General features: G+C 68.2%; 17 protein-coding genes and 1 pseudogene. 7 read left to right on the top strand and 11 right to left on the bottom strand.

Annotated elements, in window-relative coordinates; genetic code table 11:
* Window positions 1-336 precede the first annotated feature (336 nt).
* Complete coding sequence (locus QRX50_RS36650; protein WP_285967660.1) at window positions 337-912, top strand: hypothetical protein; 576 nt, start codon at window positions 337-339, stop codon at window positions 910-912.
* Window positions 905-1,057 (top strand): hypothetical protein, encoded by a 153-nt coding sequence (locus QRX50_RS36645; protein ID WP_285967659.1) that lies wholly within the window; start codon window positions 905-907, stop codon window positions 1,055-1,057. Before QRX50_RS36650 ends, QRX50_RS36645 begins: the two co-directional genes overlap by 8 nt.
* Here the strand turns inward: QRX50_RS36645 and QRX50_RS36640 are convergent.
* The 3 genes from QRX50_RS36640 to QRX50_RS36630 form a co-directional block, all read right to left on the bottom strand.
* Entirely contained in the window at window positions 1,038-1,124 is an 87-nt protein-coding gene (locus QRX50_RS36640; protein ID WP_285974658.1) for a hypothetical protein, read from the bottom strand. The two genes, QRX50_RS36645 and QRX50_RS36640, sit on opposite strands and share 20 nt — an antisense overlap.
* Window positions 1,125-1,948: 824 nt before the next feature.
* Complete coding sequence (locus tag QRX50_RS36635; protein WP_285967658.1) at window positions 1,949-2,125, bottom strand: hypothetical protein; 177 nt, start codon at window positions 2,123-2,125, stop codon at window positions 1,949-1,951.
* Window positions 2,122-2,460 carry a hypothetical protein gene (locus QRX50_RS36630; RefSeq protein WP_285974785.1) on the bottom strand — a complete coding sequence of 113 codons (339 nt, stop codon included), beginning with the start codon at window positions 2,458-2,460 and terminating at the stop codon, window positions 2,122-2,124. The genes QRX50_RS36635 and QRX50_RS36630 overlap by 4 nt, the downstream gene beginning before the upstream one ends.
* On the opposite strand from QRX50_RS36630, the gene QRX50_RS36625 reads away from it, so the two are divergent.
* The 4 genes and pseudogenes from QRX50_RS36625 (at window position 2,384) to QRX50_RS36610 (ending at window position 5,877) form a co-directional block, all read left to right on the top strand.
* Entirely contained in the window at window positions 2,384-3,289 is a 906-nt protein-coding gene (locus QRX50_RS36625) for an SGNH/GDSL hydrolase family protein (RefSeq protein WP_285967657.1), read from the top strand. The genes QRX50_RS36630 and QRX50_RS36625 overlap by 77 nt on opposite strands.
* Before the next feature lie 351 nt (window positions 3,290-3,640).
* Window positions 3,641-4,102: pseudogene (locus QRX50_RS36620) on the top strand (AMP-binding enzyme); the annotation flags it as partial.
* A 355-nt stretch (window positions 4,103-4,457) separates the two neighbouring features.
* Window positions 4,458-5,273, top strand: coding sequence for an SDR family NAD(P)-dependent oxidoreductase (locus tag QRX50_RS36615; RefSeq protein ID WP_353074186.1), 816 nt, complete (start codon window positions 4,458-4,460; stop codon window positions 5,271-5,273).
* Window positions 5,266-5,877 carry a TetR/AcrR family transcriptional regulator gene (locus QRX50_RS36610; protein ID WP_285967656.1) on the top strand — a complete coding sequence of 204 codons (612 nt, stop codon included), beginning with the start codon at window positions 5,266-5,268 and terminating at the stop codon, window positions 5,875-5,877. Before QRX50_RS36615 ends, QRX50_RS36610 begins: the two co-directional genes overlap by 8 nt.
* A gap of 155 nt (window positions 5,878-6,032) precedes the next feature.
* Here the strand turns inward: QRX50_RS36610 and QRX50_RS36605 are convergent, their stop codons facing one another.
* From QRX50_RS36605 to QRX50_RS36580, 7 genes are all read right to left on the bottom strand, one after another.
* Complete coding sequence (locus tag QRX50_RS36605; RefSeq protein ID WP_285967655.1) at window positions 6,033-6,773, bottom strand: GAF and ANTAR domain-containing protein; 741 nt, start codon at window positions 6,771-6,773, stop codon at window positions 6,033-6,035.
* 576 nt (window positions 6,774-7,349) lie between these two features.
* Window positions 7,350-7,805 (bottom strand): alpha/beta fold hydrolase, encoded by a 456-nt coding sequence (locus QRX50_RS36600; RefSeq protein WP_285967654.1) that lies wholly within the window; start codon window positions 7,803-7,805, stop codon window positions 7,350-7,352.
* 210 nt (window positions 7,806-8,015) lie between these two features.
* Window positions 8,016-8,330, bottom strand: a complete 315-nt coding sequence (locus QRX50_RS36595; RefSeq protein ID WP_285967653.1) for a hypothetical protein — start codon at window positions 8,328-8,330, stop codon at window positions 8,016-8,018.
* Window positions 8,331-8,663: 333 nt separating this feature from the next.
* Window positions 8,664-8,801 carry a hypothetical protein gene (locus QRX50_RS36590; RefSeq protein ID WP_285967652.1) on the bottom strand — a complete coding sequence of 46 codons (138 nt, stop codon included), beginning with the start codon at window positions 8,799-8,801 and terminating at the stop codon, window positions 8,664-8,666.
* 268 nt (window positions 8,802-9,069) lie between these two features.
* Window positions 9,070-9,525, bottom strand: coding sequence for a DUF4240 domain-containing protein (locus QRX50_RS36585; protein WP_285967651.1), 456 nt, complete (start codon window positions 9,523-9,525; stop codon window positions 9,070-9,072).
* The gene (locus QRX50_RS50025; RefSeq protein WP_353074185.1) at window positions 9,522-9,809 is read right to left on the bottom strand and encodes a GIY-YIG nuclease family protein; all 288 of its coding nucleotides are present in this window, start codon (window positions 9,807-9,809) and stop codon (window positions 9,522-9,524) included. The genes QRX50_RS36585 and QRX50_RS50025 overlap by 4 nt, the downstream gene beginning before the upstream one ends.
* Window positions 9,806-10,165 (bottom strand): polymorphic toxin-type HINT domain-containing protein, encoded by a 360-nt coding sequence (locus QRX50_RS36580; RefSeq protein ID WP_285967650.1) that lies wholly within the window; start codon window positions 10,163-10,165, stop codon window positions 9,806-9,808. Before QRX50_RS36580 ends, QRX50_RS50025 begins: the two co-directional genes overlap by 4 nt.
* A gap of 809 nt (window positions 10,166-10,974) precedes the next feature.
* Between QRX50_RS36580 and QRX50_RS36575 the strand changes: the two genes are divergently transcribed.
* Window positions 10,975-11,490 (top strand): hypothetical protein, encoded by a 516-nt coding sequence (locus QRX50_RS36575; protein WP_285967649.1) that lies wholly within the window; start codon window positions 10,975-10,977, stop codon window positions 11,488-11,490.
* Between the two features lie 13 nt (window positions 11,491-11,503).
* Here QRX50_RS36575 and QRX50_RS36570 read toward each other — a convergent pair whose 3' ends face one another.
* On the bottom strand, window positions 11,504-12,058 hold the full coding sequence (locus QRX50_RS36570; protein WP_285967648.1) for a YceI family protein: 555 nt from the start codon (window positions 12,056-12,058) through the stop codon (window positions 11,504-11,506).
* Window positions 12,059-12,326 lie beyond the last annotated feature (268 nt).

Raw genomic sequence — 12,326 nt, 5'->3', positions numbered from 1 at the left:
CGCTCCTCCGACCGTGGAGGCGCCGGTCGACACGACACCCATCAAGGCCGTCCCAGTGCGCCACTACGGGCGCTGGGTGGCCGGGGTTCAGTGACGGGCGACGTGCGACGGCCAGATGTGGGTGTCGATCGGTTGCGACGACCGCGTCGATGCTCCTACCTGCTGCGCCGGGGCGTGCGGCGGCCCCGCCAGCCAGCGGCGGTGGATCTCTGTGACGCTGACAGGCGTGGCGCTCGCTGGAGGTGCGGCTCTGGGCCGCCTGCTAACGCTGTCCAGGACTGGTCACCGACCGGCCTGGCATGACGAGCACGCCGGGACCTTCGCTTAGGTGATCGGGTGCGTGCTGCGCGGCTGGCTGCGGGGATCCTGAGCGGGATCGGCGTGGTGACCTATTCCGCGTGGCTGCTGGAGTTCGTGCTGCCGACCGGGATCTCACCGCTGCAGCAGTCGGCCGAACAGCTGCTGTCCGCACAGCCGGTGTTCCGGGTCGCGCTCGGCGTCTCCGGGCTGGCCTTCGCACTCGCCGGGCCGCCGCTGCTGCGCCTCGCGCCCGTGCACTGGATGGCCCGGCTGACCGTGGGCTCGCTGGGCGTGTTCAGCATCGCCCTATTCGGCGACGCCGCCCGGCCCGGCACGACCGCCTTCCCGCTGCTGGCCAACCTGGCGGCCCTGGCCGGTGCGCTCAGCCTCGTGCTGTGGTGGCCGCCCGGCTGGCGCGCGTGGGCCGTGGTGTTCCTCGCGCTGGTGGTCCTGACCTGGCTCGCGGCGGTCACCGCCGCCCTGCTCGGACCAGACCACCTCGTCGGGTTGTTCACCCGGGCCCAGATGCTGGTGCGCGCCGCGCTCATCCTGGTCGGGGTGACCTACGTCGTGGTGACGCCTGATCCGCGGCGACTTTCCGCGCGTGCCTGAATCGCCGCACACCATCCGCGCCTACCGCGGCGACCTCACTCAGTTCGCCCGCGCCGGCTACACAGCCGGGCCGATGTTCCGCGCCAGCGACCTGGTCGGCGAGCAGGGTGCAGATCTGGGTGGCTTCAGCTGGCGTGCAGCTTGAAGTTGGGGTGCTGAGACTGCTCGGTCAGCCGCTCGAACGCGTCGGCGGTGATGCGGTGCAGTGCCATGGGGGTGCCTTTGGCCTGGTCAATGACCGGGCGGGAGGGCAGAGCCCGACAGTCGCTGATCGCGATGGTGCCAGCAGCACTCGGCGGTGGAGTTCGACGACGCCATCGCGGTGGTGTCGCTGGGCTGAACGGCCCGCCTCGTTGCGTACGTAGTTTCTCGGTAAGACTCCCGATGTGCGGACAGCCAGCAAGAAGCGACGCTTGAGGGGTACGAAGCGAAACCGACACGGAGGCCCCCATGGCGATCGACTGCCCCCGCCAGCCGTGCCCGGTCTGCTTCCGGTCCACCGTCCTCATCAGTCACTGGTGGGGCAGGCAGTGGACGCACGTGGGTACCTGGCGCCCTGGCTGCGAGCCGGCCGGACCCGACCGGGAAATACTGCGCTTCCCCGCGCCGGACACCAGACCACCAGCACGGGATCTGGCCGCCTGAAAGAAAGTCTCCGCCACCGCGGAAAAGAGACGCTCACTCTCCCGCCGACCGACCGAGTGAGCCGCTCCACCGAACCCCGTACCGCGCGCCTCCTCCACGGTACGGGGTTCGGTGCCACGCGAGGTCGCAGCGCGCGAGTCTCACGGCGGCCGGAGCCAGATCCGTTCAGCCCGGTTCCCAGCCCGCAAGTCACGCGGACCTGTTCTTCCAGCTCGTGTCATCCCGCTATGAGCGGGACGGCTGCGACACAGGTATTGCTGCGGCTTCGCAGCCGTCCCAACGGCTTTCGAGGCTCGGCCGGTTTTCCGGCCGGGCCTTCTTTGTTCCTGGGGAACTACTCGTCGTGGTCATCGGGGGCGCGTACGGAAGTGAATGTCCATCTGAGCGTTGGTCAGGTCGTGACGGGCGGCGGTGTTGCCGGCTGATCGGGACGGGCGGCGGCAACGAGGCCGCCGGCGCAGACCCAGCAAATCCAGACCGCGGCCAGCAGCCGCCACAACGGTTCCAGGCGGGTGAGCGGGACCAGGACGATCGACACCAGCGACACCGCCAGCAGCGGGGCGATCACCAGCCCCGCGAGCGGCGGGTGATCCTCAGGCGCCGCTGCTCATGATGGCACCGCGCGGTCACTGACACGGGCGACGGCGGCCGCAGCAGGCTGTCACGGTGCCGGTGGTGGTGCCGGCGCGGTGGAGCTGGGGTCCGCGGCGAGCACGTGCCCGCGGTGATGATCGTCTCGTCGGTCCCGGTGCCGACGAAGTCCGCGTGAACCACCCGGCGGTCGTGAACGTGCCCCCTGTTGAGGATCTTGTCCTTGGTTCGACCGATGAGGGGAAAAGTGAAACTGAAACGCACATGGCTTGCCCTGCCGGCCGTGGTCGTGGCCGCGGTGTTCTCGATCACCGGTGTCGCGACCGCATCGCCGGCGAGTCAGAGTCCAGGAAGCACGGACTACTACCTGTCTCTCGGGGACTCTCTGTCGGTCGGTTTCCAGCCTGACGCCCACGGCGTGGGCAGGCCGACCGATCACGGCTTCGATCACGATCTGCTCCCCGGTCTGCGACTTGTCAGCCTGCTGCACGGCCGGAACCTGAACCTGGCCGAACTCGGTTGTCCTAGCGAGACGACAACCACGATGATCAACGGTGGGATCTGCACCTACCCCCACGCCCGGTCGCAGCTGGATGCCGCGATCACGTTCCTGACCCAGCACCGCGGCCACGTTCCGCTGGTCACGATCAGCATCGGCGCGAGCGACGTGGAGGACTGCGGGTCGGCCACGGGCATCGACGCCGCCTGCTTGCAGCGAGGACTGGCGGACATCCAGACCAACCTGACCACGATCGTCACCGCGCTCAAAAAGGCCGACCCGGGTACGAACACCCGGTTCATCGGCCTGAACGAATACGACCCGTTTTTGGCGGCGTTCCTCCAGGGCGCCGCGGGACAACAGCTCGCGATGCAGTCGGTCACGGTGGTCGACCAGCTCAACAAACTACTCGCGGCCGCCTACGGCCAAGCCGGCTTCCGGGTCGCCGACGTGGCATCCGCCTACCGGATCGACGACTTCGCCGACCAGACAACGCTGCCCGGCCACGGCCAGGTTCCGGTGAATGTCGCCAACCTCTGCAAACTGACCTTCGAGTGTGATCCGGCTCCGGTCGGACCGAACATCCACCCTCGCGACTCCGGCTACCTGACGATGGCGGGCGCCGTAGCCGCGAAGCTCTGAGCGGGACGATGGAAACGAACGCGGCGGCGGCGTCGAGGGCGCCCTCGACCCCGCCGGTAGTTGTCCGACGCGGGTTACCGGTGCCGGCACGAAATGCCGTCCCAGAACGGGCCCAGGCCGCGCCGCGGCTGCCTCGGCGGAGGCGGGGGCATCCAGCCACCAACCCACCCTCCGGCGCGTGTTCTACCGTCTGATCGCCACAAACGGTGGGCCCAGCCCTTCCGCGTACGCCGCCCCACCGCCCGTGGAGGCGGTCCCGCCAGGCAATGCTTGCCCGGCAGGCCCCCCGCACGCCGGCGGGGCGGCGTACGCGTGTCGGACCGGGGCCCGTGTCGCTGCCAAGACGCGTCACGCGGGGAGCTCTGGGTGCGCGGCCCCAACGTGATGCGCGGTTATCTCAACAACGCCGCCGCCACGGCCGCGACCATCGACTCCGACGGCTACCTGCACACCGGCGACATCGTGACCGTCGACAGCGCCGGTGTGTTCCACGTGGTCGACCGGCTCAAGGAACTGATCAAGTACAAGGGTTTCCAGGTGCCGCCGGCCGAGCTGGAGGCGCTGCTGCTGACGCACCCGGGCATCGCCGACGCGGCCGTGATCGGCGTGCCCGACGACGAGGCGGGCGAGGTGCCCAAGGCGTTCGTCGTCCGGCGGTCACCGCAGCTGGACGAGGCCGCGGGGCAGGCGTTCGTGGCCGAGCGGGTGGCACCGTATAAGAAGGTGCGGCAGGTGGAGTTCATCGACGCCATCCCGAAGTCGGCCGCGGGCAAGATCCTGCGGAAGGTACTGCGGCAGGCCGTTCACAGCTGAGCGCGCCGGCGCTCACCGAACTCGACGATCTCGGCGGCGGTGGCGTGGCACTGCCGCGCCGAAGGCGCCGTTGTTCGTGTTTTCCCCTCGCGGGTCGGCGCGCTGTGGTGCGGGATGGTGCTGGTCCTCGCGGGACGGGACTGGGTGCAGGGCTTGCGGTGCGTTGAGCACACCCCGTGCCGCATCGGGGTGGTCGGGGCGGGCCGGAGGCGCGCAACCGGCGGCTTGACCAGGTCGGATGAGGCCGACCGACGGAGGACGAGAGTTAGCCCGTGGCAATTCGGAGGGTCTTCCGTTACCTTGATAAGTATCCAGTTACTTACTTCAGGACTTCCGAGGACGGCCATGTCGCACACTGCTCATCACCGGAACTTCCCGCGGCCTCGGCCGGGCGCTCGCGGTCACGGCGCTCGAGGCCGGCCACCGGGTCGTGGCCACGGCACGCCGCGCCGACGCGGTCGCGGATCTCGTCTCGGCGTATCCCGAGTCGGCCCGCGCGGTGGCCTTGGACGTGCGGGATCCCGAGGCCGCCACGGCCGCCGTGCAGGTCGCGGTGGACGAGTTCGGCCGGCTCGACGGCGTGATCAACAACGCCGGGTACGCCAACGTCTCCAGCCTCGAGGACACCCCGCTCGCCGACTTCCGCGACCAGGTCGAGACGAACCTCTGGGGCGCGGTCCACGTCAGCCGCGCGGCACTGCCGGTGTTCCGCGAGCAGGGCGCGGGGCACGTCGTGCAGATCTCGTCGGTGAGCGGGCGGCTGGCGCCGGCGGCGGGGCTCGGGCCGTACGTCACGGCGAAGTTCGCCTTGGAGGGGTTCTCCGAGGCGCTGGCCCAGGAGACGGCCGGGTTCGGCGTGCGCGTGACGGTGGTGGAAGCCGGGTCGATGGCGACGTCGCTGTACTCGTCGATGGACGCGCCCGAGCCGAGCCCCGCGTACGCGTCCGTGCTGGCGCCGATGCGCACAGCCCACGCCAACGGGCAGGCCCCGGGCGTCGACCCGGCGCGGGCGGCGGCGATCATCCTGAGCGTGTTCGAGCTGACCGACCCGCCGCTGTGGCTGCCGCTCTCAGGCGAGGCCGTGGACTTCATCCGGCCCGCGGAGCAGCGGAAACTCGCGGAGCTGGACCGGTGGGAGGAGCTGAGCCGCTCGGTGGAGGCCCATGACTGAGGTTCCGGCCCGCGACGCCGCCGCCACTCGCCGCCGGATCCTCGACGCGGCCGTCGAGGAGTTCTCCGACGCCGGGCTCGCCGGCGGGCGCGTCGGCCGCATCGCCGAGCGGGCACGCGCGAACCAGCGCATGATCTACGCGTATTTCGGCAGCAAGGACGGGCTGTTCGAGGCCGTGCTGACGGAAAAGGTGCTGCAGGCGCAGGCCGCGGTGATGTTCGACGCCGAGGACCTGCCGGGGTACGCGTGCCAGGTGTTCGACTTTTACCGCGCCAATCCGCGAATGGTGCGGCTCAACCTGTGGCAGGCGCTCGAACGGCCGGATCTGCTGCCGTCCCTGGCTCCGGTCGAGCGCGCGATGGCCGACAAGGTGGCGGGCATCGCGGCGGCGCAGGCCTCGGGGAAGGTGTCCGCCGCGCTGCCGGCCGAGGTGCTGCTCGACCTGACCCTCGCGTTGACGTACGGCAACATCGCGCAGGCCGGCAACGCCTCGTTGTGGCCGGATTCCCAGCGGACGGCGTTGGCGACGGCGGTTTCGCGGCTGGTGGGAAACGACTCACCCCGTTCAACGGTGCCCGGAGAACGTGGCAGGCGGGCCCGGTGACCCGGGGTCTGGGGAACCCCCGGGCCTGCAGCGCGCGACGCTACACGGGTGGGTGCTGTGGGATAGCACCCAAAGGTGCCCACCTCGGTGGGTCAGCGGCCGGGCAACGCCGCGCGGGTGCCGCCGGCCAGCGACGGCGGCGACTATGGGCTGTTTTACGTCGTGGGTGTCACGCCGGTGGCGTGGGCGACGAACCGAGCGGCGAGGTCGCGCAGTTTGACGTTTTCCCGCTGGGACTGTTCGACGAGCAGGGTGAACGCCTCGTCCGCGGGGATCCGGCGCAGGGGCATGAGGATGCCTTTGGCCTGGTCGATCACCGCACGGCTGGACAGGGCCGTCCGGAGGTGCTCGGCGGTCTCGTGCGCGTGCTGGTAGCGGTTGTAGGTGCGCAGCGCGGCGGTGGCGGCGGTGGTGTAGAGGTCGAGCAGTTTCTCGTCGAGTTCGGCGAAGCCGTGGTCGCGGGTGCTGTAGCAGTTGACCGCGCCGGCGTGTGTGTCGCTGACCACCAGGGGCGCGGACAGGAAACTGCCGAATCCGGCCTTGGCCGAGTCCTTCGCGAACACCGGCCAGCGCTCGGCGGCGTCGGCGATCGATACCCGCACCATGGCGCCGGTGCGCGCGGCCTGCAGGCAGGGTCCGTCACCGACGAGGTACTGGTCGCGGTCCAGCGCGGCCGCGGCCTCGCTGGTCGTCGCGGTGGTGGTGGGCACGCCGTCGGTGATCAGGGTGATGCTGGCCTCGTCAACGCCGGGCACGGCCCGGATCACCTGCTCACACACCTCGTGCAGCAGGACAGCGGAGTCGTCGATCTTGTCCAGCGCCGCGATCAACGTCTCCAGCGCCCCGGTGACCTCATCGAGCACCATCGGCCACGACTCGTCCCGCATGTTGTCCATGAGCAACTCTCCCGTCGGCTACGCGAAAGAACGAGGGCCGGGACACATGTGAGGAGCAGTGCGGCAGCGACCGGGCACCATCACGACCACCGGGGAATTACCGGTGCCGCCGTGGGATGTGTGCTTCCAGGCCCGCTGCTGGACGAGGAGGAAACGCGCCGCACCCTCCCCGCGCCGAGCCCTTCATCGTTCGCGCAAGGTCGGTATGCCACGAAGGCGGCGCCCCTCCGGACCGGAACGCGCGAGGTGCCTCCAGCTCTCGCACTCTAACGTTCGCGGCATTTGCACGCGGCCCGAACCTCACACAGGCGAGCGCTCCGAAAGGGCCTCAACAGTGGATCTACCACCGCATCATCCGCAACATGCGCCAGCAGATCGGCGTCCTTGACGACCACGGGTGGACCGCCGGCACCGGCCCCCTCGGCACGGTGGGCGCGGTCATGGCACTGCCCGGAGCATCCAGCCGCCGCTCGGCGAATCCAACGAGCTCGGCACGCATCGCGGGCCCCGCGGATGACCCGCGAATTCGTCGACTTTTAGCCGTACGAGCCCGCGGGCCTCCGCGTGCTCGCCCGATCAGGAGCGGATGAACTCGAGCAGGTCGGCGTTGATCGTCTCGGCCTGCGTCGTCGGCATGCCGTGCGGGAAGCCCGCGTAGGTCTTGAGCGTGCCGTTCTGCAGCAGCTTCGCCGACAGCGGCGCCGAGTCGGCGTAGGGAACGACCTGGTCGTCGTGCATGACCAGCACCGGCACGGTGATCTTCTTCAGGTCCTCGGTGAAGTCGGTCTGGGAGAACGCGACGATCCCGTCGTAGTGCGCTTTCGCGCCACCCATCATGCCCTGGCGCCACCAGTTCTCGATCATGGCTTCCGACGGCTCGACCCCGGGCCGGTTGAAGCCGTAGAACGGCCCCGAAGCGACGGCCCGGTAGAACTCCGAACGGTTCGCCAGCAGCTGCGCCTGCATGTCGTCGAACACGCTCTTGGGCAAGCCGTCGGGATTGGCGTCCGTCTGCACCATCAGCGGCGGCACGGCGCTGAGCAGCGCCGCCTTGGCGACCCGGGTGGGGGCCAGCGTCGGCCAGGCGGTAGCCGTAGGGTGGCCGGCCGCCGAGGAACCTGCCTTGAACGCGGGACTGGACGTGCATAGCTGTCAGAACCCGGTGCCGAGCCCGCAGCACTTCGCGACGCGACTGGAACCCGAGGAGCAGCATCAGCGCCTGGTGGACGGGGTCGTCGAGGTTCACCGGACCGCCCGCTTCCGGGAGCCACAGCTGGATTCCCCGCGCCGCAGTGCGGTCAGCACGGCGTTGAACTGATCTCCGTAGAACGCTCGCTCGTACTCTCCGATGACGACAGCGTCGAACGAACGGTTCGTTTGCTCCGTTGCTGCCATCAGCTGTGCCGCGGCCGGCCGTTGACGCCATGGCAGCCGACGTGAACATCCTTCGTCGAAGAACTCCGCCACGATCACGCCGTGCCCTCGGATCGTCTCCTCGGTGGCCTCTCGCTGCCACCCCAACGACGTTTCCCAGTCTTGGAACTCGACCGTGGACATCCTCCCGTAGAACGCGAACCTCAGCCCGTGACCTTCGACGGTTCGCTGGCGACGTCGGGCGCCGGCCCGACGCGGAGACACCGCGTCTGTAGGCGTCGCTGGTCGGGCAGGGCTGATCATCGTGCACCTCGATGCTTGAGGTGGATTCGGGTCAAGGGCGGAACGCAGCTACCCGGCGCCGATGACGAATCGCGAGCGGGTCTGCACCCGAATGGCCGCATTTGCGACCGACCTCCGCATGCAGTGGCAGCTCTCGTGATCAGGTGGTGGTGTAAGTCCTCGCGACGGCCAGCTCTCCCGGCGCTGCAGGAGGACGACGTGGAGCAAAGCGCACTATGGGAACATGGCGGCCGACGCTGCGGTGGCCACCGGGTTGGAGCGCTTGCGCGCTTCGCCTGTGGCCTGCTGGTTCGCCCAGAACGCCACCGGCAGCTGCAGCCGGTGCGCGAAGCCAGTGCGTGCGGTCTTCAAGCACTATCTCCGAGATGAGGACGATCAGGGGGCCGAGTTCAACCGGGCGCCTCCCGCGCGAGGACGTGCCGCCGGCGTCTACGCCCACGTACGACTCCGCCTCCAGCGCCACGCCATCGACACCCTCGGCCCGGGCAAGGATGGCCCCAACGACCCACCTACAGCAGTCGCAGTCCGCTGACGTTGCCGTCAAAGACCCTGCAGGCCCGCCGGAACAATTCCGGCGGGCCTGCAGTACGTCCTCAGGAAAATCAAATTCCAGCAGGGATCAGTCGACCCATCCCTGAATGTTCGACCTTGACTCAATCGAGAAAAAGCTCTCGACATTCATTCTGGACGCGGTCTTTCTTTCGTACTCCTCCGACGCCAGGTGGAGCAGCCCCTCAGCCTCCTGACCAAACGGCGCGCCGAAGCGTTCGAATCCGACGCCAGAACTCAGGACATCGCCGTACACTCTTTCGCCCGCCAAGATGCACGCGCATCGCGCATACAGGAAGTGGTCGCTCGTCTGCGGGAGTTTCAAACCATTGGCAAGCACCACCGGCACCTCTGCTAGATCCCTCCTGTCGATCCGATAAAGCGACTCCCGCAGTCGCTCAACAAAGTGAGTCAAGGCATCGGGTGCCAGCGCGCTGAGCTCCCCAGAGATCCGCTCCAGGGCAGAGTCGATCTCGCTCTCATCCTGGACGGAGCTTGAGCCGATGACCTTCCAGAAATCAGTCACTTCGAGCTGCTCCTACCGGAGCCTGAGTTGTTCGAATTTTTCGGCATCTTGCCTTGCTTCAAGATCTTCTTACCCGGCGACGCAATGTCATTCGAGAGATCGACTCCCTGATCACGCAGTTCTTCCATCCGAGGATGTTCGGCAACGAACAGGTCATCATTCGTTCCGCAAACATGCGTGCAGGTCGCATTTCCACGACTCTTGAGGCGCCCACTGTTGATATGATCCTGCAAGCGGTTATTGAAGTTCTTCGTCTTGCCAAGATACGTCTTTCCGGGGTTCAGCTGATCCTCGAACTCGTATCTCCCTTGATTTTGTTGCAGTTATGCACAAGAACCGGCGTGGTCCCCGCCAGCACATAGTACGTGTGGACGTCGTCGATGGTGAGGTTGTAGGTGATGATCGCGGCGGTGTAGAGGCGGGTGGCTACGACGGTGACGTGACCGTTGTCCGGGGTGTCGACTTCGTCGCCGACACGGAGGTTGTCGGCTTCGCGCCAGGTGTGGAGGGTGGCGTCCCAGAACAGGTGCTGGGCGGTGCTGGTGATGGTCGCCGGCCCGTCCGGCGTGCTGAAGGTGAGGTCGTCGAAAGACTTGTCGGTGGTGGTGACGTGCACCGCCGTGACCAACGTGCTGTTCATCGTTGTGGCCGTCTGGTTCGGCGTTGGTGATCGTGTCGCCGATGTGGACCTGGTCGATCGGCTTGGTCGAGCCATCGGCCATCAGGACGCTCGTCGCGCCGGCGAAGCTGTTACACCCAGCCGAAGCCTTGGCCGGGCTGGCAGCGGGGGCTTCCTCGGCCGGTGCGGTCGCCGCTGGTGCACTCTTCGCAGCAGCAGGAGGCGATGGCGGGTCTGCTGGTGTGGGCGCAGCGCCCGCCTCACCAGCCGACTCCCCGGCGGACGCTTCGGCCCCTGCTTCGCCGCCGGTTGCTTCACCGGCACCGTCGCCGAGCATCTCGCCGGCGATTCCGGCACCGGCCGTGGCACCACCGGCCGCAGCCAAGGCGCCGGCACCCTCGGAGACCGCTGCGGCCGCGGCGCCGGCCGCGGACAGCGATTTCTTCGGCCGTCATCGGGTCGCTCCTAGCCACGCTCACCGTCCAGGTGGGGCCAGTGTCCGTACCCACGGCCGACGGGTTCCGGGTGGCGTTCGCCGTCGCGGCTGCCGCTGGCGCGCTTTCCGCGCTGACCATCCCCCGGGGAATTCCGGACTACCACGATGCGCCGCTGCCAGGGGGAATGAGTCAGCGCGACGAAGTTTGAGCCAGCTGTGCCGCTTCCTGGTAGCTGGTATCGCGCAGCCCCGGCGAGCAGCTACGCCAGGATGGTTGCCTGCTGTGACGACATACCCGGGTTGGTGAGCGAAGCTTGACCTCAGACAGCGACCAATGGCGTGCCGTGGCTCAGGAGCGAGGTCCTGACCGGCCTTGTTCTCGCAGGAAAGGGCGATGATGTTCCAGCAGACCTTCGTTACGGCGACCACGCCGACCGGCGGCGAGACCCGGCCCTCTGTCCACCGGCGGGCCGACGCTGTCGTGTCCCTGATAGCCCAGCATCGCGCGGCCGCGTCCGCCAGCCGCCGCTTTGCGGACCTGGCCGACCGCAGCCTGGCCGCGAAGCTGGCCGCCGAAGACGCCGCCGTCGAGACCGGCCTGTCCCCGTTCGAGCGGCTGACCTGCACCGCCCACCGCCGGTGGATCCATCAGTGCATCGCCTCCCCCGAGCACGCCAGCCCAGTCACGGGTCATCGCTGGTGCCGTGACTGTCAGTGCGCAGTCACGGTGGCTATCGACGAGCTCACTGGCGACGTGACAATGGCTTGCCCGCGCTGCCGCCGCACCCCCAAGGGCATCGCCACTCGCCAGATTGTGAGCGCCTGCCGGGCCAGCCTCGCCACTGTTCACGACCACCGCGCTCAGCCGGCACCCAGTATGCTGCATTTCGGCGAGCGGCGGCCGGCCTGATGATTCTGCGTGGCTAGGGCGGGGTGAGTTTCGCGTCGAACTCGATTGCGACCTCGTTTGCCAGCTTCAGCGCCCCGAAAAACGCCGAATAGGGTTTGATGCCCCATTGTGTCTGGACTATGGTTGCGCCGCCTCGGATCCTGCGGTCGTCGCTGACCGTGGCCAGCACGGTGATCGGGTGTGACTGGTCCATGATGGTCAGATTGCCGTCGACGGTGAGTGATTCGCCATCTTGGATGACTCGCGTCGAGTGGAACGTGATTGCGTGATATCGGTCGGTGTGCAGAATCTTCGTCTGAATGTTTTTCTCGATCTCGGCGCGGTCGGAGTCGGTGAGCGGTTTGATTCCGCCGCTTCCGGACCGCACCCGCAGCGAGCCGGCGACGACGTCGACCGAGACCGAGGACAACGCGGGGTCCGCCGTGTTCACCGACACGGCGGCAACCCACTCTGACGCCTCGATCGTGAGATCGTGTCCGACGCGCGAGCCGAGTCCAGTGCGCCGCGTCTTCACCAATAGCTCGGCCGACTGCGGACCGGACCGGTACTGGCCGTCCCGAAACAACATAAACTCGACATTACGCCGGGACGCTCAGCCGTCCATGTCGACGTCGCCGTCCGGGTCGCGGCGCGGGCGCTTCCTGGCCGGCGCTGGGTCCCTACGTCGTCCCGGACATGGTCGAGATCGACTGCGACAACGTCACGATCGACCGGATCGCCACCCCGCCCTGCCGGGCGAGGTGGCGACTTGTCAGCGGGCGAACTTCTCGATAGCGGCCAGCGTTGTAGTCCCCATGGGGCGTGGGGTGGCTTCGGGGTCGACAAGTGAGAACCTG

The organism is Amycolatopsis sp. 2-15, assembly GCF_030285625.1.
Lineage (GTDB): Bacteria > Actinomycetota > Actinomycetes > Mycobacteriales > Pseudonocardiaceae > Amycolatopsis > Amycolatopsis carbonis.
The sequence above is the reverse complement of the archived record's forward strand: the minus strand, read 5'-3'. Positions and strand labels throughout refer to the sequence as shown.